Annotated in this window: 17 protein-coding genes; 2 read left to right on the top strand and 15 right to left on the bottom strand. The window is 30.8% G+C overall.

Annotation, left to right across the window (positions count from 1 at the left end; all coding sequences use genetic code 11):
* Positions 1–610, top strand: a 610-nt coding sequence (locus JMO20_RS04380; RefSeq protein ID WP_424141320.1) for a BclA C-terminal domain-containing protein, incomplete at its 5' end; no start/stop codon positions are given.
* Positions 611–787: 177 nt separating this feature from the next.
* Here the strand turns inward: JMO20_RS04380 and JMO20_RS04375 are convergent.
* Entirely contained in the window at positions 788–1,846 is a 1,059-nt protein-coding gene (locus JMO20_RS04375) for a glycosyltransferase (protein ID WP_279380052.1), read from the bottom strand.
* Between the two features lie 369 nt (positions 1,847–2,215).
* On the opposite strand from JMO20_RS04375, the gene JMO20_RS04370 reads away from it, so the two are divergent.
* The gene (locus JMO20_RS04370; protein ID WP_202708319.1) at positions 2,216–3,130 is read left to right on the top strand and encodes a selenium metabolism-associated LysR family transcriptional regulator; all 915 of its coding nucleotides are present in this window, start codon (positions 2,216–2,218) and stop codon (positions 3,128–3,130) included.
* Positions 3,131–3,203: 73 nt separating this feature from the next.
* Here JMO20_RS04370 and JMO20_RS04365 read toward each other — a convergent pair whose 3' ends face one another.
* From JMO20_RS04365 to JMO20_RS04300, 14 genes are all read right to left on the bottom strand, one after another.
* Positions 3,204–4,631 (bottom strand): aminopeptidase, encoded by a 1,428-nt coding sequence (locus JMO20_RS04365; protein ID WP_202708318.1) that lies wholly within the window; start codon positions 4,629–4,631, stop codon positions 3,204–3,206.
* Between the two features lie 87 nt (positions 4,632–4,718).
* On the bottom strand, positions 4,719–5,378 hold the full coding sequence (locus JMO20_RS04360) for a response regulator (protein ID WP_202708317.1): 660 nt from the start codon (positions 5,376–5,378) through the stop codon (positions 4,719–4,721).
* On the bottom strand, positions 5,368–6,540 hold the full coding sequence (locus JMO20_RS04355) for a sensor histidine kinase (protein WP_202708316.1): 1,173 nt from the start codon (positions 6,538–6,540) through the stop codon (positions 5,368–5,370). Before JMO20_RS04355 ends, JMO20_RS04360 begins: the two co-directional genes overlap by 11 nt.
* 204 nt (positions 6,541–6,744) lie before the next feature.
* Positions 6,745–7,224 (bottom strand): hypothetical protein, encoded by a 480-nt coding sequence (locus JMO20_RS04350; protein WP_202708315.1) that lies wholly within the window; start codon positions 7,222–7,224, stop codon positions 6,745–6,747.
* A 112-nt stretch (positions 7,225–7,336) separates the two neighbouring features.
* Positions 7,337–7,792: a chemotaxis protein CheW gene (locus JMO20_RS04345; RefSeq protein WP_202708314.1), complete on the bottom strand. Its 456-nt coding sequence runs from the start codon at positions 7,790–7,792 to the stop codon at positions 7,337–7,339.
* 107 nt (positions 7,793–7,899) lie between these two features.
* On the bottom strand, positions 7,900–8,070 hold the full coding sequence (locus tag JMO20_RS04340) for a DUF896 domain-containing protein (RefSeq protein WP_202708313.1): 171 nt from the start codon (positions 8,068–8,070) through the stop codon (positions 7,900–7,902).
* A gap of 150 nt (positions 8,071–8,220) precedes the next feature.
* Positions 8,221–9,495: an imidazolonepropionase gene (gene hutI / locus JMO20_RS04335; protein ID WP_202708312.1), complete on the bottom strand. Its 1,275-nt coding sequence runs from the start codon at positions 9,493–9,495 to the stop codon at positions 8,221–8,223.
* Between the two features lie 9 nt (positions 9,496–9,504).
* A complete protein-coding gene (gene ftcD / locus JMO20_RS04330; protein ID WP_202708311.1) occupies positions 9,505–10,401 on the bottom strand; it encodes a glutamate formimidoyltransferase in 897 nt (298 codons plus the stop codon).
* Positions 10,402–10,577: 176 nt separating this feature from the next.
* Positions 10,578–12,608, bottom strand: a complete 2,031-nt coding sequence (locus JMO20_RS04325; protein ID WP_202708310.1) for a urocanate hydratase — start codon at positions 12,606–12,608, stop codon at positions 10,578–10,580.
* 99 nt (positions 12,609–12,707) lie between these two features.
* Positions 12,708–14,234: a histidine ammonia-lyase gene (gene hutH / locus JMO20_RS04320; RefSeq protein ID WP_202708309.1), complete on the bottom strand. Its 1,527-nt coding sequence runs from the start codon at positions 14,232–14,234 to the stop codon at positions 12,708–12,710.
* A gap of 324 nt (positions 14,235–14,558) precedes the next feature.
* A complete protein-coding gene (locus JMO20_RS04315) occupies positions 14,559–14,921 on the bottom strand; it encodes a hypothetical protein (protein WP_202708308.1) in 363 nt (120 codons plus the stop codon).
* A gap of 167 nt (positions 14,922–15,088) precedes the next feature.
* Entirely contained in the window at positions 15,089–15,331 is a 243-nt protein-coding gene (locus tag JMO20_RS04310) for a YkuS family protein (protein WP_243414627.1), read from the bottom strand.
* An 80-nt stretch (positions 15,332–15,411) separates the two neighbouring features.
* The gene (locus tag JMO20_RS04305; protein ID WP_202708306.1) at positions 15,412–16,419 is read right to left on the bottom strand and encodes a LacI family DNA-binding transcriptional regulator; all 1,008 of its coding nucleotides are present in this window, start codon (positions 16,417–16,419) and stop codon (positions 15,412–15,414) included.
* Between the two features lie 113 nt (positions 16,420–16,532).
* The gene (locus tag JMO20_RS04300; RefSeq protein ID WP_202708305.1) at positions 16,533–21,890 is read right to left on the bottom strand and encodes a diguanylate cyclase; all 5,358 of its coding nucleotides are present in this window, start codon (positions 21,888–21,890) and stop codon (positions 16,533–16,535) included.
* Positions 21,891–21,970 lie beyond the last annotated feature (80 nt).

Raw genomic sequence — 21,970 nt, 5'->3', positions numbered from 1 at the left:
TCCTACTGGTCCTACTGGTGATACTGGCCCTACTGGAGCTACTGGTGATACTGGTCCTACTGGTCCTACTGGCCCTACTGGAGCTACTGGTCCTACTGGTCCTACTGGAGTTACTGGTCCTACTGGTCCTACTGGTCCTACTGGAGCTACTGGAGCTACTGGTCCTACTGGAGCTACTGGTGATACTGGTCCTACTGGTTCAGGATTAAATTCTTATGGTTATGTATACCAGCTTGCTACAATTGGAAATGCCACTGTAGCTGGAGGTGCTGATGTTCCATTTAGTAATAATGGCCCATTAGCTGGTGGCGTAAGTCACACTGCAGGTACAACTACTGTTACAGTTCCTAATACTGGTGATTACGAGATTATTTACAGTGTCAACATCACAGCCGGAGTCGGTGCATCAATCGCAATCGCTGTAAATGGTACAGTTGATACCTCTACTCCCGTTACTGCTCTTGTAGCAACTGGAGAGGTAACAGGTCATGCAATATTATCGTTAGCAGCTGGAGATGTATTAACATTAAGAAATAACTCTGCAATACCACTTACCACAGATCTAGCACCAGCTGTTGGAGCTCAATTAGATATTCTTCAAACAGATTAATTTGTCTAAATTTAAAATTTTGTGGAAAATTATATGTTTTAAAATATAGCAGTAAAAGACAAAGCATAGATGGCTTAAGCCATCTATGCTTATTCTTTATCATTCAGAATTTTTTTTACTAATTCAAAGATTTGAAACCCTTTGTATGAAATTATTTGATTTTTCAATTCTTTGATCCTAACTTTTAGATTTTAGGCTTTCAAAATACTTCTTATTATATTGAACTGCTCTACTATCTGGCTTAATTTTTTCAGCTAATTCATTACACTTGATTGCTTTATCAGTATTTCCAATTTTATCATAACAAACACATAGTTCTAGTAAAGGTATATAGTCCCAGGAATCATGACGAATAAATCCCCAGGAATCTTTAGGTTTCTCAAGCTTCATTGCTAAATCAAACCAGAATATAGCTTTATTATATCTTCTAAGCTCTTTATAGTAATACCCTATTTCACAGCACACTTCAGCCCTAGGAGTATCATACTCAAAACTCCTAAACAATGCTCTCAATCTCTCTTTAGAGTCTCCAATATTCTTATAAACTTGTGATAGATCAAAGCATGCACTTATATTATCTTCAATCCACCCTCTACCAGTTTCTAAAAACTTTTCATAATATTCTATGGACTCATTATATTTTCCATTAAAAAATAGCTCCCTTGCATAATAATATAGATTCCTGGGACTAAATTTTCTATTTTCCTTAATCATCTTTTCAAATATCTTCATATTTCTTCCTGGAGGATTAGGATGTATCTTTTTATGAGTAATACAAATATCTGTATTTATTTTTTTTCCTGATATAGCAAGATATTCATGGATTGGATCAATCCACTTGTAATTTTTAGCCCTTTTACTTAGCCTTTCTCTATAGTATGATAAACAAGGTTTACCTTCTTTATTACATCCCAAATTATATTTCATATAAACAGCGTCTATATCAGGAGCAAGAGTTTTCTTTAATTCTAGAAATTTTTTGCGGTCTTCTTCTAAAATCACGTCGTCAGCATCTAACCAGAGTATATAATCCATAGTTGCCTTTGAAAAAGAATAATTTCTAGCTGCTGAAAAGTCATCAATCCATTCGAAATCAAACACTTTATCTGTATAATCATTTGCTATTTCTTTTGTATTATCTGTTGACCCTGTATCTACAATTATAATTTCATCTACTAAATCCTTAACAGATTCAAGACACCTCCCTAAAGTATCTTTTTCATTTTTTACAATCATACAAAGACTTATTTTAATCATTAATATCAACTCACTTTATAATATAATAAATTTCAGCCTTTATGAATCAGTCGCTATTAAATTTCCGCATAATATTATATGTCGCTTTCTCCTATTTTGTCATAAATTAATAAATCCCTTAGCATATTTGATTTTCCAAGCTCCCATTGTAATATAATCTTAATATTGTTGTCATAAAATGGTAATGTTATTTTGTTATTATATAATTACAAAATTAATAAAAGAACTGAGTCCCCCTTTTAACTCAGGAGCTTCTGCTTATTAAGTAGAAGCTTTTTATTTTGCTTTATTGACATTAATGCAATTTTAATTTAATATTTAAGGTAATAAAACAAAAGCGGTGATAAAATGGATTTTAGACAACTTGAAACCTTTGTAGAGGTAGTAAAACTTAAAAGCTTTTCTAAAGCGGCAGATAAACTGTATTTAACACAACCTACTATAACAAATCATATTCAAAATCTCGAAAATGAATTGGGCACTTTACTTATTAATCGACTTGGAAAAAATATTTCAGCTACTGAAGCAGGCACGCTATTATATAAGCATGCTTTAAATATTATTAATATGAGAGACATGGCTCAATTCGCTATAGGATCATATAAAGGAAAGATTCAAGGGCATTTAAACATAAGCTCTAGTTCTATTCCTAGACAATATGTTTTACCTTATATTCTAAAGGAATTTTCTCAAAAATATCCAGAGATTACTTTTTCAATAAATGATAATGATTCAAGAAATGTTATTGAAAATATCCTTTCAGGAGTTAATGATTTTGGAATTGTCGGCGCAAAGTTCCACTCTCCTCATTTAGATTATATTGACTTGATAGAGGACGAATTAGTAGTCGTTGCACCTAGTGATAAGAAATACAATTTAGCAGATAAATCCACCCTTGATTTAGATACGATACTTCAGGAAAACGTTATATTAAGAGAAAAGGGTTCTGGATCGAGGTTGTTATTCGAAAAAGCACTTAAAAATAGTGGTGTTGACCTCAATAAGTTGAATGTAGTAGCATGTATTAAAGATACAGCAACTATTAAAAAATTTATTGAGTTAAAGACTGGTATAAGTATTATTTCTAAGCGAGCAATAGAAAGAGAAGTTGAGTTGGGTTTATTTAAATCCTACGATATAAAGAATATTTCTTTAAAGAGAAATTTCTATTTTGTATATCATAAAAATAGACATTTGTCTCCATTAGGTCAAGCATTCAGAAACTTTGTAATTGAGTATGTTTCAGTAAATAGGAATATATAAGTAGAAACTCTGGATAAATTATTATCCAGAGTTTCCTTTTACTATTTAATTCATAAATCAATTTAACAAGATCTTATGCTAGATAGAAAGCTTTATATCCCTTGTAAGTCATATAAACATCTGCTTTACTTACAAGTTCATAAGGTGCATGCATACTTAACACTGGCACTCCACAATCAACTACTTCCATACCATAGTTAGCAAGCATATAAGCGATAGTTCCACCGCCACCTTGATCAACCTTTCCTAATTCACCCATTTGCCAAACTACATTATTCTCATTAAAAATTCTTCTAATATCGCTGATGTATTCTGAGTTAGCATCATTACTTCCTGCTTTTCCCCTAACTCCAGTAAATTTAACTAAAGTTATACCCTTTCCTATATAAGGAGCATTTCTTTTGTCAAGTACCTCTGGATAATTTGGATCAAATCCAGCAGAAACATCTGCAGATAATACCCTTGAATTAGCCATTGCCCTCTTAGTTTTGATTTCAGAATACTGACTATCCATAAGAGCCACTAATTCAGCTACCATATTTTCAAAGAATTTAGACTGCATACCCGTATTTCCAACGCTACCTATCTCTTCTTTGTCAACAAATAGTCCTACAGCAGTTCTTCTTGGCTTATCTACCTCTAGAATAGCTTTTAAAGATGTAAATGCGCAAACTCTATCATCGTGACCATATGACCCAACTAAACTTCTATCTAATCCAACGTCACGAGATTTACCAGCTGGAACAGCTTCTAATTCAGCAGTAGTAAAGTCTTCTTCAGTTATACCATATTTTTCATTTAACATACTTAAGATATTAAGCTTAATCTTATCTTTAAGGTCATCTTCATTATAAGGTATACTTCCTATTATAATATTTAAGCCTTCACCTGTTATACCTTCACCTAGCTTTTTAGCATATTGATCTTTAGCTAAATGAGGAAGTAAGTCTGTAATCATAAAAACAGGCTCATTTTCATCTTCACCTATAACAATATCAATTTTTTCTCCATTATTTTTGATTACTGTACCATGTAAAGCTAATGGTAAAGCAACCCATTGATATTTCTTAATTCCACCATAATAATGAGTCTTTAGTAAAGCTAATTCTGAATCCTCATATAATGGGAATTGTTTTAAGTCTATTCTAGGAACATCAATGTGAGAACCTACAATATTCATACCCTTTGTTATATCCTCTTCACCAATGACAAACATTACTACTCCCTTATCTTTGTTATCAGCATATATTTTAGTACCAGGGCTTAATTCAATATTTTTTTCAATCGCTTCATCAATACTTATGTATCCATTTTCTTTTGCTATTCTAATTATCTCTCTAGCAGATTCTCTTTCTGTTTTCCCTGTATCAAGAAATGTCTTATATTCATCATTAAAGCTGAAAACCTTTTCTTGTTCACTTTCACTAATTTTTTCCCAAACATTGCTCCACTTGTGAGTTAACTTTTCCTGTAATTTTTTGCCTTCTGATTTTTCTGACATGTATATCCCTCCAATATATAAATTTAGTGTTCCTAAATATTATACTACAATACGTGACAAAAAAATGTCAAATAATATTAAAAAAAGTTATAACTTCTTAATATTATTTTTATATGCAAATATAGCAGCTTGAATTCTATCACATACTTCTATTTTTTTGAATATATTAGAAACATGATTTTTCACAGTCTTTTCACTAATAAAAAGCTTCTCAGCTATTTCTCTATTATTTAATCCTTCAGCAATTAATATTAAAACTTCATATTCTCTTTTAGTTAATGCTTCAATTTTTAATTGATCTTCTGTTTTAGTCTCTTCACTGCTCATTTCTGATGCCAAAAGACTAGATATACTAGGCTGAATGTATGTTTCTCCGTTGGCTACATCTCTAATAGCTTTAATTAAGCTATCGGATTCGGCATCCTTCAAAACATATCCATTAGCACCGATATTTATTGTCTCATTTAAATATTCCCTATCATCATGTATAGTTAAAATAATAACCTTAGTTTCGACACCTATATCTCTTAATCTCCTTAATGCTTCAATTCCATTCATCCTAGGCATATTAATATCTAACAAAATAACATGAGGTTTATGCTCTAATGTCTTTTTTACAGTTTCTTCACCATCTTCTGCCTGTGCTACTACCTCAATGTCCTTTTCTAACTCTAAAATCTTTTTTAATCCCTGTCTCATTAGGGAATGATCGTCAGCTATTAATACTTTTATTATTTTACTCTTCATTTAAATCATCCTTCCCATTTAAAGGTATTTTTACATTAATTTTAGTACCATTGTTTACTGAGGATTCAATATCTATTGTACCGCCTAATAACTCAGCTCTTTCCTTTATTCCAATTAATCCAAAACCACCACTTGGCGAGCTATTAGCTTCCGATACTTTATCCATATCAAAACCTATTCCATCATCTTCAATATAAAGGTTAAGATTTTCTTGATTTGTTTCTATCTTGACCTTTATATACTTAGCTTTAGAATGTTTCCTAATATTGTTTAATGATTCTTGAATTATTCTAAAAGCTGCTATTTCCACATATTGATTAATTTCTTCCTTATCATTTGATAATTGTAAGTCAGAATTAATCCCTGTCTCCTCAGAAAAAACAGAAACATATCTCTGAACCGTAGGCACCAATCCAAGGTCATCTAAAGACATGGGCCTTAAATCATATATTATTTTTCTTACGTCTTTTAGATTACTTCTAACTATTTGCTTCAGTTTTCTTAGTTCTTCTTTAGCTCTATTAACGTCAATGGATAAAAGTTTCTCACATAATTCAGCATTTAACGCTAGATTAGCCAAAGATTGGGCTGGGCCATCATGAATATCCCTTGCAACTCTTTGCCTTTCCTCTTCTTGTGCTTCTATAATTTTAATGCCAAGGAATTGCTTCTTATTCATATTATCAATAGTGTCAATTATATTATTTAAATTACCACTTAAATAGCCCATTGCAACACTAACTTGAGTTGTAAGTCTCTCAGCTCTTTCCAGTACTTCTATAGAATCCTTTAACCTCAACTCTAAATTCTTTCTTTTTTCAATAATAGCTTTTTCTTCTTCTCTTTTCAAAACAAGCTTTACCCTCAAATCGTTTGCCTTTTCATATGCTTCCTTTATATCCTTTTCAGAGTAAGTTTGAAAATCTTTACTAACTATTACTAATTTCTTTCTCCGTCTTCTCTCTTCGGCTCTTAATAAGTCAACTTCTCTAATTATTTTACTAGCTTTCTCTTGCAATTCATCCAACTCTTGTTTTGTTCTATGGTAGTTCTCTCTTACTTTTTCAGTAATAGCAAAAATTTCTTCCTTGCTACTTTCAATGGTATCTAATACACCTTTAAGTATTTCATTAATCCTATTTTTATCTAAATTTTTCTCCATATCTTACTCCTCATCCTTATATTTCATAAATAAGAAGATAATAAATTAGACTAGATATCTATATCTATTCTACTTTAAAGCTTAATTATCCTTTATTATGTAAAAATAATATCATAATTTTAATTATTTGTTCAAATATTGTCAATTAATGTAAATCATTCTGTTTTTTTATATCAAAAAAGCAGAGGATTTCCCTCTGCCACTTTATTCAATTACTTCAATATTATAAATATAATATCTTTCCTTTTGCTTTAATAATTTTATCTTATATAAAAAATCTTCCTTTGTTTGTTTATCTTTATAAGCTATTTCCCACTCTAATACTAAATAAAGTTCAACGTTTGTTTCTTCATATTTAACACTTTCGACAGACTTTATTTTCAGCCCAAAAGGATAGCTATAATCTGTAGGTAGCTCTCTTGATTTTTTAATGATATTAATATCCTCTAAAAGGAGTTTTCCTCTTTCTATCCCGGTAAGCTTTTCCTCTACAGTATCAATATCCATTTGATTAAACAAGCCTTCATTCATAATATGCATTCTCTCACTCAATAATTCTTCTATATTTGATAACTCTATGTCATTAAACTTATCTTGATAAGAAAAAGCTTGTACACTTAATCGGCTAGAAAACACAATTGCTATAAAAATAAGCAATGTAAGTAAAATTTTAAACCTTCTCACAAATAAGACCCCCTATAATAAATATACTAATTTTATTATAGGGGATTAATCGCAAAAAATTTATCAACTACTGTAGGCTACAATAATTTTCTTTAGACATTTTATTTATTCATTAAACATCCATAGACTCTATTTTCTCTTTTTCTTCTTCAGTTAACACTTTTTCCAAATCTATTAAGATAATTAACCTATCTTCCTTTTTTCCAACGCCTGTAATATATCTTCTCTCAATGCTACTTACAATATCTGGAGCTGGGTCAACATCCTTGTCTTCAAGTCTTATAGTTTGAGATGCTTCATCTACTATAAAACCTATCTGTCTGTCATCTAAATTAATAACTATTATTCTAGTGTTACCATCAATTTCTTTCTCTAATAAATCAAATCTTTTCTTAAGATCTACAATAGGTATAACCTTACCTCTGAAGTTAATAATACCACTGACAAACTTAGGTGCATTTGGAACCTTAATGCTTTCTTGATGAGGAACTATCTCTCTTACATTCATAATATCTATACCATATTCTTCATTACCAAGCTTGAATACTACATATTGGTTTTCAGCCATGAATAAAACCCCCTTTATTTTAATCTTAATCGTTACAACAGCTTTATATATATCTTAATTCTACATTTTTCGCACATTTCCTGCCTTTCAAGAAAAAAAATTGATATTTAGTCAACTATTTCAATATTATCTAATTGTTTTCTAAAGCTTTCTCTAAAGTTTTTAAGATACTCTTTTCTAAGTTTCTGTTGTTCTTCTTTCTCTTCATCAGTTAATCCTTCTTTTTTCGATTTATTTGCCAAAAAGTTTATTCTAGCAATCTTTTCTTTAGATAGCATAATTATCACTCCTTTAACTGTTCTTTAAACATTAAGTGTAAATCTAATCTATTCTTAATGTTAATACCTCTAAAGTAGGTATTTAAACAATTTTAATAAAAATAGATAGTAAACACAAATTAGTATCTACTATCTATTATAACTACTTAATTATACATTTATAATTTTCCCATTGTCAACAACAAGTTGACCATTTTTAATTACTTTGTCAATATGATTAATTCCAAAGTGATAAATAATATAACTAATATTAGGAGAATCAAATATAGCTAAATCTGCTTTTTTGCCTACAGCTATGCTTCCGATTTCCTCTTGTCTTCCAATTGAGCAAGCACTATTTATTGTTACAGCTGTAATTACCTCTTCTGGTGTCATTTTCATTCTCAAGGATGCCAAAGTCATTATGAATTGTATGTTTTCTGTAGGGCAGCTACCTGGATTATAGTCCGTAGACAACGCCACAGGAACTCCTAGCTCTATCATTCTTCTAGCATTAGCAAATTTACCCATTCCAAGATTAAATGATGTTCCAGGTAGTAAATCAGCAATTACTCCTTTTTCTGCCATCATCTCCATACCCTTTTCGCTAGCTGCTACTAGATGGTCAGCAGAGATTGCTTCTACATCTGCTGATAATTCTGCTCCTCCTAATGGCTCAATTTCATCGGCATGTAATTTTGACTTCATACCATATTTTTTAGCTGCATTTAGAATTTTTTTCGTTTGTTCTACAGTGAAAACTCCCTCTTCACAGAAAACATCACAAAAGTCAGCAAGCTTTTCCTCTTGAACCTTAGGCATCATGTCATTAACAACTATATCAACAAATTCATCAACATTTCCTTTATATTCTGTTGGAATTGCATGGGCCCCCAAAAAAGTTGAAACTATATCAGCAGGATGATTTTCATTTAATTTTTTTGCTACCCTTAGCTGTTTTAATTCCGTTTCTGTATCTAATCCATACCCACTTTTTGCTTCTACAGTTGTCATACCAAATTCTAGCATAGTATTTAGGCTCTTTTCTGCCTTTTTATATAACTCTTCAAAGCTAGCACCTTTAGTAGATTTAACTGTACTGTGTATTCCACCGCCGGCCTTTAGAATATCTAAATACTTTGCTCCCTTTAATTTCATATCCAATTCGTTCTCTCTAGATCCTCCATGAACCAAATGAGTATGGGGATCTACTAAGCCTGGAGTAACTGTTTTACCTTTTCCATCAATTATTTGTGTATCGTTATCCATTTGTATATTCGATGGAAGTTCTCCTTGACCTACGTATTTTATTACTCCATCTTTTATTGCTAATATACCATTTTCTATCAAGCCTATTTCCATCATTTCCTTACCAACTCTAGGTCTATTTTCTCCTTCTAGAGTTATTAGCTGAGAAATATTTTTAACTACTATATCAGCTATCATAGAATCCTCCTATTCATAAATTCTTTTTTCAAGCAATTGTTCATCTGAGAAATCTTCAAGCTTTAGGTAGTAATCTGCACAATTAATTAATGCAGCTGTAGGAAGAAGTCCTATTATTTCACTACCTATTACATTTACTCCATATCTATTAGCTTCTCTTTCAATTAAATCAAATACTCTAAATAAAGGAGTTTTTGTGTAGTCAACCATATTCATAGATACTTGTACTATATCTCTTTCCTTAATCTCTATACCTATTGCTTTACAATATTTTAGTCCTCCACTGCTTCCTCTAATACCTCTAGCAATTTTATTTGCTATTTTAAGGTCATTAGTATCTAAATTCACATTAAAAGCTACTAACGGCATTCTAGCTCCAACAGCAGTAACTCCTGATTTTGTATTTAATTCAATTGGACCAAAGTCTGGTTTCCACATTTCTTCCTTCATCTTTTCATTCATACCCTCATATTGGCCTTTTCTAACTTTTGCTAAATTTGATCTATGGGTTGCCGAAGCAGATTTCTCATATAAGAATACTGAAATACCTAATTCATTACCTATTTTTTCACCCAATTCTTTAGACATATCTATACACTCATCCATAGTAACTTCTGATATAGGAATAAGAGGTATAACGTCTGTTGCTCCCATTCTTGGATGCTCTCCTGAGTGCTTTGACATATCAATAAGCTCAGATGCTTTCTTACATAAATTAAAAGCTGCTTCCTTAACTGCACTAGGATCACCTATAAAGGTAACAACGCATCTGTTATGGTCTTTGTCAGGTGCATAGTCTAATAACTTAGTTCCCTCTACTTTTCTTACCTCTTCAACTATCTTCTCAATAATATCTTTATCTCTACCTTCACTAAAGTTAGGTACACATTGTACTATCTTTGCCATTTTTATTCCTCCTTATTTTGTCTCTCTAGAATATTGAAACATTGAAATTATCTTAGCTTAAAACTATATAGTTCTTTTTTTAATGTAATTCAAAAGAATGTGAAGAATCAATTCTTTTAAATTAATTCTTCACTTATTATATGCAAATTACTAAGACTAAAGCTTCAATAAACTACTTAGTTGTTTTTCAAAGCCTTTTCTACTAAATTTTCTACTAACCCTTTTTTAGGAATATACGGTAATGTAATATGGTCCTTTCCATCATTGATTTTATTGTATTCAATAGATGTTTCTATGGAATTTTCATTTCTAGCCCAAGCTCTTCTTGCTACTCCTCCCATAACATCCCATGGGATAGATGATTTGATTATTTCATCAACTTCTTTACTTCCATCAAGCACTAAACCAAATCCACCATTAATTGACTTACCAATACCAACTCCACCACCATTGTGAAGGGCTATTAAACTCATACCCCTAGCTGCATTACCTGCAAAGCATTGTGTTGCCATATCAGCCATTATATTACTTCCATCTTTAATGTTAGCTGTTTCTCTAAATGGTGAATCTGTACCCCCTGTATCATGATGATCCCTTCCAAGCATGATAGGTCCTACTTCACCATTTCTAACCATCTCATTAAATTTAAGGGCTATATCCCTTCTTCCCAATGCATCTTGATAAAGAATTCTAGCTTCTGTTCCTACAACAAGCTTGTTATTATCTGCATCCTTTATCCATACATAGTTATCTCTGTCTTGTCCTCTTCTATTTGGATCAATAATATCCATTGCAGCTTTATCTGTTTTTAATAAGTCATCATGCTTACCACTTAAGCAAACCCATCTAAATGGTCCATATCCATAATCAAAAAGCATAGGTCCCATTATATCCTCCACATAAGACGGAAATACAAAGCCTTCACTTTCATCTACACCATTTTTAGCAATCTCTTTAACTCCTGCATCATATACTGCTTTCATAAAGCTGTTACCATAATCAAAGAAGTAAGTACCTCTATCAACTAATTTCTTAATTAAATCATAGTGCTTGCGCAGGGATTCATCGACTAACTTCTTGAACTTTGCTTTATCATTTTTCAATAGCTCTGTTCTTTCATCAAATGATAAACCTTCTGGGCAATATCCTCCATCATAAGGTACATGGCAAGATGTTTGGTCTGATAATAGCTCTATATGAACGTCGTTCTCCACTGCATATTCCAATAATTCTATAATATTTCCATGAAATGCGATTGATAATGGCTCTTTTTTCTCCATATACTTATGGGCCAAATCAAAGGCTTCCTTAGGACTCTTAGCTATTTCGCCTACCCAGCCTTGTTCATGTCTAGTAACTATTCTTGAATAATCTACTTCAGCAACTATAGCCACACCATTTGCTATCTCTGCTGCTTTAGGCTGAGCTCCACTCATTCCACCTAGTCCTGAACTTACAAATAAATGTCCTCTTAAATCTCCATCCTCTGGAACTCCAAGCTTCATTCTACCAGCATTAAGGATTGTATTAAAGGTTCCATGTACAATACCTTGAGGACCTATATACATCCATCCACCTGCTGTCATTTGACCATAGTTAGCAACTCCCATAGCTTGGGCATTATGCCAGAAATCTTGATTGTCAAAGGCTCCTATCATTAGAGCATTAGTTATTATTACTCTAGGTGCTTCCGGTCTAGATTTAAATAATCCTAATGGATGTCCAGAAGCAATAACTAATGTCTGCTCATCAGTTAATACCTCCAAATATTTCTTTATTAATCTATACTGCATCCAGTTTTGGCACACCTGTCCAGTCTCCCCATAGGTAACAAGTTCATAGGGATATAGGGAAATATCAAAATCTAAGTTATTATCAATCATTACTTGGAATGCTTTACCTTGAATACAATTACCCTTGTAATCATCAATTGATTTAGCCTTTATATTTCCTTCAGGTCTAAATCTATATCCATAGATTCTTCCCTTTGTAAGTAGTTCTTCCAAAAACTCTGGTGCTAACTCTTCATGTAATTCTTCAGGTATATATCTCAACGCATTTTTTAAGGCAAGCTCAGTTTGATGTTTATTCAGTCTGAATTCTCTCTTTGGTGCCCTTCTAATCCCCTCAACAAATTCAGGCATTTTAGGCAAAGTATTGTCTAATTTAATTTTCATTGCTTGTGAAACGTCAACATTGTTAATCATAAAAACTCTCCTTTCATATTAATGGATTTTGAAACTTGAGGAAATTACATATTTACATCTTAAATATATTTCTATATGAAACTTCCGCACTTAATAAAACTATAACAAGTTACCAATGGCTTTTTCTACTTCAGCCACAATCTCATTAGATTTAATTAAATCTTCACATTTATTTATCTCTTTATACATTATTTTATCATCTACAATTTTATCAGTATTTTCCCTTATAATTTTATAGGCTATACTAGTACCTGCACCTAATTGCTTTTTACCTCTCAAGTCTATAGCTTGGCATGCCCCTAGAATTTCCATAGCTAAAACCTTTCTTACATTCCCTAGTATTTCTCTTGCCTTTCTAGCTCCAATAGTTCCCATAGAAACATGGTCCTCTTGATTTGCTGAGGATGGTATGGAATCAACACTTGAAGGATGGGATAAAACTTTATTTTCAGATACAAGTGAAGCAGCTGAATATTGTACAATCATAAAACCTGAATTCAAACCTCCCTTTTCAACTAGAAAAGCAGGTAGGTTACTTAAAGCAGGATTTACTAATCTCTCTAATCTTCTCTCAGAAACATTGCCTAGCTCAGCTAATGCTATACTTAAAAAGTCAAAGCTTAATGCCATTGGCTGACCATGGAAATTACCACCAGATATAACTTCTTCAACCTCTTCAAATATAAGTGGATTATCAGTGGCAGAGTTAATCTCTATATTTATCTTTTCAATCACATAATCAATAGCATCTTTACTTGCTCCATGGATTTGAGGGATACATCTAAGTGTGTAAGCATCCTGTACTCTTATCTCACCTTGCTCAGAAGTCATTTCACTTCCATTCAAAATGCTTAGAATATTTTTTGCTGTATTCATTTGTCCATTATGAGGTCTAACACTATGAACCTTTTCATCAAAAGCAGTAACTATACCATTTAAAGCCTCCATAGTTAATCCTGCTGCAATATCAGCCATTTTTGAAATATTTATAGAATCATATATAGTTAAGGCACCAATAGCAGTCATAACCTGAGTACCATTTATTAAAGCCAATCCTTCTTTAGATGTAAGTCTAATGGTATCTATTCCCGCAGCTTCCATAGCCTTCTTACCACTTAATCTTTCTCCTTTATATATTGCTTCTCCTTCTCCCAATAACACCAGTACCATATGAGAAAGAGGTGCAAGATCTCCACTGGATCCCAATGAACCCTTTTCAGGAATAATTGGATGAACACCTTTATTAACCATCTCAATAAGCTTTTTCAGAGTTGAAAGTCTAATCCCTGAAAAACCCTTTGCAAGAGCATTTGCTCTCAATAGCATTACTGCTCTAACAATTTCCTCATCTAGTTGTTCTCCAACCCCACAAGAGTGACTTGTAATCAAATTAGTTTGAAGCTGCTCAGCTTCTTCCTTAGAAATAACTACATCACTAAATTTTCCAAATCCAGTTGTAATACCGTATACTACCTTTTCACTATCAACAAATCTATCTACAAGCTTTCTTGATTTATTGACTTTTTCTACTGCAGCATCTGTTAATTCAACAGTGTAGTTATTTCTAGCAACATTTATTACGTCTTGTATTGTTAAACTATTACCATCAAGTATTACTTTATTCATATGATCATCCCTTCTTTTAAAATTTTCATTAATTAAAATATTCTGTATTTGATTAAAATATCCTGCAAAAAATATAAAAAGATTGTGTATTTTTCAAGCTTTATCGGTTTTTCTCTTTACTTTGATAAAGCATTAATTTGATGATTAGCTGAACCTCAATTGAAGATAACAACACTCCTATAACAAAAAAATCAAAAAGGATAGAGTGAAGTTTATTCACTTCAGTCTACCCCTTTAAAAATTTAAAATATTTTATTTTCTTAATATCTTTATAAATATTTATACTATGTAATTATTCTAGAAATTATTAATGTCTTTCCTATATTATAAAATTAAAAATAAAGCTATTATACTTCCTAATAAGTTAAAAAATCCTATGAACGTAAGAGCCTTAGATAGATACTTAGTTTTCTTGGATTTTTCCAACACCTCTTCATCATTAGTCTTAAGTGACTTTTTAAATAATGACCAGGCTCTACTTCTTGCAAAAACTGCAAATATTAATATCAATAGTGATACAGCAAACAAATTATCTGAAACTATTTTTACCCTTGCTTCTTGGGTATCAGCAAATAAACTTAGAGTAACAAATATTAAAAGAATTATAATTGAAACAATAACTACTTTAAAAAAATGCTTACTTCTAAAAAAACTTACTTTGTTTTCTTGATTGCTTTCTCCAGTCATATAATCCCCCTTCCAACATTATTAATAATGCTATTTTACCAATTTTCATTATTTAATTCAATCTAAATAAATCTTTTTTCTCAAATTAACTTATTAAATCTTTAATATAAATTAAAGTTATATATCTAATCTTTTGATTTTAAATAAAACAAGCAGCAAAAAGCTGCTTATCTTAAATTTGAATTAATGTAATTGTAAATATCTTCTGGAGTTCTTCCCCTTGCATCTACTACCACGGCATTTGTAAGGGTATCTTGCATTCCTGAAAAGTTTTTATCTTGTCCTGATATAACAACTGCATCGCAGTTATCAATATCTGACTCATTGCCTAAACTACTTACTTCACAACCTTGGCTTCTTAAATAGTCTGAAACGTTTCTTAAACTATCTTCAACAACAACTCTTCTCATCAAACCTTCACCTCCAAATATTTTCATAAAATATTATTAGTCCAGCAAAGGTTTTTTATACTTAAAAGCTTATAAAAGAGCTATTTTCTTTTCCTGCAACTTTCCCTTGATAAAACTTTATGAGGTAATACAATATCTTTATTCGTAATTTCTTCCCCCTTTAATTCTTTGATTATTCTTCTTATAGCAACTGCTCCAATATCATAGAAAGGTTCTCTAACAGTTGATAGTTTAGGTCTAAAAATAGATGCTAGATTAATATCTCCATACCCTGAAACTGATATATCATCAGGAATTTTTATTCCATTATCATAGAAATAATTCATAACACCGATTGCAAGTTTATCACTGCTACAAAACACTGCTGTAACCTCATTAAAATCACACGATATAGCCACCTCATATCCATCCTTTATTTCTCTACCTTTAGCATATGCTACATCAATTACACTACTATATTCTTCTACGGCTTTCTTATAACCATTAAATTTTATTCTCTCAACGGATTCATCATCACTATCACTGCTCTCTTTATGCATTATGTATTTTACCTTTTGATGATTTAGCTCAAACAGATATTTAGTCATTTCATATGTAGCTTCAAAATTATCAATAGACACAGTAGAATGATTTCTTATATTAAAGAACCTGTTTAAACAAACAAATGGAATATCATGTTCAGTCAAGAGATTATCTATATCTTCATTTGGATCATTTGAAATAAGTATTATTCCCTCTACCTGTTTCATCTTTAAAAGATGCATATATCTCTCTTCCATCTTTTTATCTCCATATGTACTACATAGTAAAATATCATAGCCGTACATTTTCCCGATTTCCTCTATTCCTCTTACCATTTCTGTAACATCTGAGTTGCCAATGTCTGTAACTATTACTCCAATTAAAAAAGATTTTTTCGTAACCAGTGTTCTAGCTATTTCATTAGGTCTATAATTTAACTCCTTGATAACTTCTAAAACTTTTCTTTTAATCTCTGGACTTACTGGCTTTGAATTATTGATTACCCTTGACACTGTTGAAATGGAAACACCAGCTGATTTCGCTACGTCTTTAATAGTTGCAGTCATATTATCACCACCTTATATTTTATAATTTCTTTTATATCCTATTATAATACATATTCCCAATTTTTGAGGACAAAATCCAATAATTTTATTAGATATAGAAATGCGACTATCATTTATATAATAGCCGCCATAATATCTCCAACTGTTCTTACAAAGTTGTATGTGTTATAGTCGAACTCTTTTTCTTTAATGGGAACAGAAATCAATAGTACTCCTTTAGTTCGACCTTGGTCTATTAGAGGAGTAACAATTATAGATTGCCAATTAGGAGTTCCTGTTAATACGTTAATATTTTCAACATCCTCCCAATCAATGAGAAATTCACCTTCACCTTTGTTAACGACTCTATTGATGACCTCTCCATTATATCTAAATTCATTAATCCATTCTTCTTTAAATATTTCCCGGGCAAATACTTCACTAATGTTTTTATCTTCTTCTATTATAAATAAAGCCCCTTGTTTACCCTCAACTATTTCTATAAGCCTACCTAAGAACCTGTAGATTTTATCTTTTTTACATGCCTTTTCTTTAATAAGGTCAATAATTTCTACCATGGCTAATATATTTCTTTGGTCTTGAACAGTATTCCCTGATACAATTCCTACCAACCTATCTAATCTCTTTCTTGATCCTCCAATATCACTACTCCACATAACAAAGTTATTTCTACCGTTTTGTTTTGCATGATAAAGAGCTTGGTCAGCTTTTTCTATTAATTCTTCTTTATACTGTCCATGTTTAGGTAAAATAGATATACCTAAACTAATTGTTAATGGATGCTCCTCACCTAATAATTGCGCCTTTTCAATTTTTTGTCTAATCTTCTCAGCTACCTTTATACTATCTTCTTTACTTGTATTAGGAAGCATTATAATAAATTCTTCTCCCCCATATCTTCCTACTATATCTGTATCTCTCACATTGTCTAAAATAATATCTCCGACTTTACTTAGTACTTCATCTCCTGTTCTATGACCAAATGTATCATTTACTACTTTAAATTTATCAATATCTATCATAATCACTGCAAGGCTCAATCCTGCTTTTTTATTTTTCTTTAATATTTCTCCTGATAATATATCGAAATATTTTCTAGTATAAGTTCCTGTAAGCATATCTATTGAAGAAGTCTTCTTTAAATTATAGTTATCTATATTAATGAATGATAAATAAGACAGAGCTTCTATAAGTTCAAACCTCTCCTGATCAAATCTGTTAAATAAGCGGTCTGAGTCTAAATAGATGTAGCCAACAATCTCACCACTATTGAAATTATCACAGCCTTTACGTCTATCATCATCTAATGACATAGAGCTTTCTCTGTTTCTTTTCTTCTTATATATAGGTACACAAATCAAAGACTTAATATCTTCTTCCAAATATACGTATTCTTTATGAAATTTTGCAGTACTTTGAATTAATAATCCTGATTCTTTTTGCTTAACCCTTGATATAACTTGATTTATAATCGTCATATCATAATTTCCTGTTGAGGATTTTAGAATCTTCAGTTTATCTTTTTCTCTATCATAGATACAAATAAATCCCCTACTTGCAAAGGTTTCTTTCATCGCAAATTTTAAGATTAAATCTAGGTTATCTTCATAACTACCTGTAAAATGCTTAACTAGTTCATCTAAATCGTCAATATTATCTAATGTAGTTTCATTGAAATGAGCAAATACAGCATAATAAAACTCTTTTTTATTAAACAATTCTCTAAAGTCAGCTAAGTCAAAGTGTTCTTCAAAGAAAATATCAACAGTTATATCATTTTCATAACTCTCTACAGCTAGAGAACCCATTATGAAATTAATCTTCTCTAAGAGTCTATCTATATTATTAGCCTTTAATAATAGCATAGCCATATCTCGACTAGAGATTTTCTTAATAGCTCTATGCATTAAATCTAAAGTAATAACAAAATAATATATGGACTGATAATAGTTTTTCTTTTTATAATACTCAATCCCTAGTCTTCTGTTAATAATCATGTCACAGTCTAAATATTTATTTTTCTCATTTTTTTCTATATTAAGTAATTCACTAATTGGGTCTTCAACAAAGTATGTCAATAATAAGTTTCTTTTTATATTTAAGTAATCTGTTGTAAATTCAGATAATATTTTCTCATCTTCATTTAAGATTTGTCTTGCATATTCAATATCTCCTGAATCTATTGATATCCTTGCAAACTCAAGCAAAGCAAACCTTCTTATACTTTTCAAATCACTATGCTCAAGACTAGCCCTCAACTCATTTATAGATTTTTTATCTAACACATTTCCTTTGATATACTTGATAACTAACATTCTACTTTCTGCTAATAATGTGAGTTTAAGCTTATTGTTATTCTCAATAGATTTTTGACAAGCATCTAACGCCTCGTCCCATTGTCCTATATAGATATTGAATTCACTTAGAAAATCGTAATACTCTCCTATATTTTGTCCCTGTTCAGGCTGCTTGTAAAACTGTTCCTTAACAGTCTTGTATATTTTATATGCCTTTTCAAAATCTCCCATATTTAAATAAATTCTGCCTAAATCAATATTTATTAAGAATAAGTCTATCTCATCCTGAATTTCTGTAGCTAGTTTCCTAGCAGAATTTATATATTCTTTCGCTTTTTCATATTGATTTAACTGTATATACGTTTCTCCAATATTAATAAAAAATACTATTTCATTTTCAAATGAATTATACTTTTGACTAACATTTAGCCCTTTTTCAAAGTATTCCATTGACTTATCTAAATCATCATAATGATCTGCATAAATTACTCCTATGTTATTTATAGCTTTTGTTGATTCAATGAAATCCTGAGCTTTATTGAAATACTCTATACTTGATGCAAAACATTTCCTTGCTTTTTCAATATTATAATGGAACATATAATAAACCCCTAAATGATTATAGAAATGGGCTACATGTGTATAAAGCTTTTCCTGTTTCGCAGTATCTATATATTTATTAGTTGTATTTAAAATTTTACTATATTCATTTTTCTGGAAGTAAAGCTTATTCATTAATCTTGCACCTTCGATATATCCCTCAACATAATTAACTCTTTTTGCTAAATCCTGCGCCTGACTTATATGTTCTTCTGCCTCTACCAGTGCATTTCTCCAAAGATATATATCAGCAATGGAATTTCTAGCAATAACAATAAACCTCTCCTCACCTAATAATATTGCTCCTTCAAGAGCCTTAAAAAGCTGATCTAAAGCCTTATCATTAAGTCCTTGGAAAGAATACAATCTACCCAAGTTTACTAGAACTTCTAGCTTATTTATATCTATTCTATCCTTTAATAGCTCATCTGCTTTTTGCCATAGAGATATGGCTTGAACATTTCCAACAAAGCCTTCCATCCTTTTTGCTAAATCAACTGTATACCTTATTGCCTTTTCCGTTTGGTTCGATAAGGTCAAATGATATACTAATTCGTCAATATTTCTTCTTTTCCCATCACTATAAACATCTTCAAGAACTTCAGAAATTAATTCATGTAACTCTTGCTTCTCTTTTTTCTCTATTCTATGATAAATATATTTCTTAGTTTGAAGATTATAAAAATCATAGGTATAACCCCAGTCTTCAACTTTTTCATCAATTATCTTAATTGCTAGAAGCTTATCAATAATGTTATCAAGGTCTTCAATATCCAAACCTAAGATATTTGATAATATTCCCTTAGAAACTGAAGTTCTGAATAGTGAAATAATTTTAGCTACTTCATACATTTCATTTTCTAATAAATCTATTTGTCTTTTTATAGCCTCATTAATGTTAGATGGAATGTATATATTAGAATATATTTCTGTTTTTAAATCCCAATTACCTATTTCATCTATAAAAAGCTCTCCTGTTGCATGGAAATTCTTTATAACCTCTTCAATATGTCTAGGATTGCCTGCTGTTTCATTCATAAGTCTAGCGCCTAATTTCACAGGCATGTTTCTAAGACCTAAAATATTTTTAATCATAAGTGCTGTTTCTTGAAGATTAAATTTCAATAGGTCAATCTCTTCAACCTTATGGTAGCTAGACCATTTATTTATAATGCTATCTAGCTCTTTATCATTTTCTATCAATGCTTCATTATATGAAATGATAAACAATAGTGAGGAATTCACCTTGTTCCTAATGAAATAATTGATCAGTCTCAAAGTATCAATATCACTATTATGAAATTCATCAAGAATGATATAAGTCGGTCTACCCTTAATAAAGTCTACGATAAAATTAGATATCCTATCATATAATCTTAGCATCTCACGCTCTCCACTTAAGGCTGAAGAAGGAGCAATATCATTAACAGCACTTAATTCTGGTATTATCTTAACTAGCTCACAGCCATATTTATCAATTAAATCACTATCACAGTTTTTAATCATCTGTCTGAGTATCTTCTTTATTGGACCTAACTGACTTGTATTGCCATCAGTAACTGTTGTATAGTAAACAGATCTTCCCTTCATTCTTAACAAGAAATCTAATTCTTTCAATAATCTAGTTTTTCCAACTCCTTCTTCACCATGTATCGAAAAAACTTTTTTTTCATATACTCTGTTTTCAAATTCTTCATCTATTTTAAATACTTCATTAAGCTCTTTTTCCCTTCCAATTATTTCAGTAGAAAAATTCAAGTGATTTCTTTCATTTTTAAAGTCTAAATTATAATTGGTTTGCGAAATGCTATTTATAGACTCAATAATAAGTCTCAAGTTTGCTTCTCTACTATTACTATCTTTACTGGTCATCCTATTTATCAAATCTTTTATAATTCTTATACTATGTTCCTTTTTCATTATCTCGTCAGGATTTTCCTTAATAAATCTATCTAAAAGAAAGCTAAGAATCATACCTATGGAATAAATATCACTTCGTAAATTTTCCTTTTCTTTACCCATAAAAAACTCTGGAGCTATAAATGAACGACTATTTTCTCCATACTCATCTCTTATTTTCAATTCGTAAATAGATGCAATATCTTTGACCTTAATATTGATATTGTCACTTTGTCTTATACAATAAATATTGTTTGGATTCAAAAAGTCATATGTTATTCCTCTAAACTGAAAATAGTCAACTAAATCACATATTTGCCTTGTAATATCTAAAATTTCTTCGAAGGACAGGCTGCCAGAACTATTAATTAAGGTACTTCCATCGGCGTATTCCTTAGTGTAATAGAATTGATTTCTAGTAGTCTTTTTATTATCAACTACACTTAATATATCAAATTTGCCGTTTTGTAGAAGATATTTATTTTTTATATTTGTAAGATTTAAAAAGCTATTACAAAAAAAATCAAAAATCTTTTTATTAGCTAAATTTTTCTCACAAATTTTTAGTAATATTTTTTTATTGCCACTCCATAAGTCAATAACCTTATAGACAGTACCATTAGTCTCTTCTACATGAATACCTTCAATTTTGTATCTATTGTTCAGTAATTGCATGTTTAACACTTCCTTCAAAAAAAATAAACTTTAATATTGCTCATCTCTAAATTATACCATAAATAGTAATTTATAATAAG

Source organism: Sporosalibacterium faouarense (genome assembly GCF_016765695.1).
GTDB lineage: Bacteria > Bacillota > Clostridia > Tissierellales > VENL01 > Sporosalibacterium > Sporosalibacterium faouarense.
This window is presented reverse-complemented; position numbering and strand designations above follow the sequence as displayed.

What these genes read in the sequence shown, in the direction of transcription:
- JMO20_RS04375 (WP_279380052.1), bottom strand. Translation starts at nt 1,846, where the DNA reads ATGATTGTAAAAAATGAAAAAGATACTTTAGGGAGGTGTCTTGAATCT.
- JMO20_RS04370 (WP_202708319.1), top strand. Translation starts at nt 2,216, where the DNA reads ATGGATTTTAGACAACTTGAAACCTTTGTAGAGGTAGTAAAACTTAAA.
- JMO20_RS04365 (WP_202708318.1), bottom strand. Translation starts at nt 4,631, where the DNA reads ATGTCAGAAAAATCAGAAGGCAAAAAATTACAGGAAAAGTTAACTCAC.
- JMO20_RS04360 (WP_202708317.1), bottom strand. Translation starts at nt 5,378, where the DNA reads ATGAAGAGTAAAATAATAAAAGTATTAATAGCTGACGATCATTCCCTA.
- JMO20_RS04355 (WP_202708316.1), bottom strand. Translation starts at nt 6,540, where the DNA reads ATGGAGAAAAATTTAGATAAAAATAGGATTAATGAAATACTTAAAGGT.
- JMO20_RS04345 (WP_202708314.1), bottom strand. Translation starts at nt 7,792, where the DNA reads ATGGCTGAAAACCAATATGTAGTATTCAAGCTTGGTAATGAAGAATAT.
- JMO20_RS04340 (WP_202708313.1), bottom strand. Translation starts at nt 8,070, where the DNA reads ATGCTATCTAAAGAAAAGATTGCTAGAATAAACTTTTTGGCAAATAAA.
- hutI (WP_202708312.1), bottom strand. Translation starts at nt 9,495, where the DNA reads ATGATAGCTGATATAGTAGTTAAAAATATTTCTCAGCTAATAACTCTA.
- ftcD (WP_202708311.1), bottom strand. Translation starts at nt 10,401, where the DNA reads ATGGCAAAGATAGTACAATGTGTACCTAACTTTAGTGAAGGTAGAGAT.
- JMO20_RS04325 (WP_202708310.1), bottom strand. Translation starts at nt 12,608, where the DNA reads ATGATTAACAATGTTGACGTTTCACAAGCAATGAAAATTAAATTAGAC.
- hutH (WP_202708309.1), bottom strand. Translation starts at nt 14,234, where the DNA reads ATGAATAAAGTAATACTTGATGGTAATAGTTTAACAATACAAGACGTA.
- JMO20_RS04315 (WP_202708308.1), bottom strand. Translation starts at nt 14,921, where the DNA reads ATGACTGGAGAAAGCAATCAAGAAAACAAAGTAAGTTTTTTTAGAAGT.
- JMO20_RS04310 (WP_243414627.1), bottom strand. Translation starts at nt 15,331, where the DNA reads ATGAGAAGAGTTGTTGTTGAAGATAGTTTAAGAAACGTTTCAGACTAT.
- JMO20_RS04305 (WP_202708306.1), bottom strand. Translation starts at nt 16,419, where the DNA reads ATGACTGCAACTATTAAAGACGTAGCGAAATCAGCTGGTGTTTCCATT.
- JMO20_RS04300 (WP_202708305.1), bottom strand. Translation starts at nt 21,890, where the DNA reads ATGCAATTACTGAACAATAGATACAAAATTGAAGGTATTCATGTAGAA.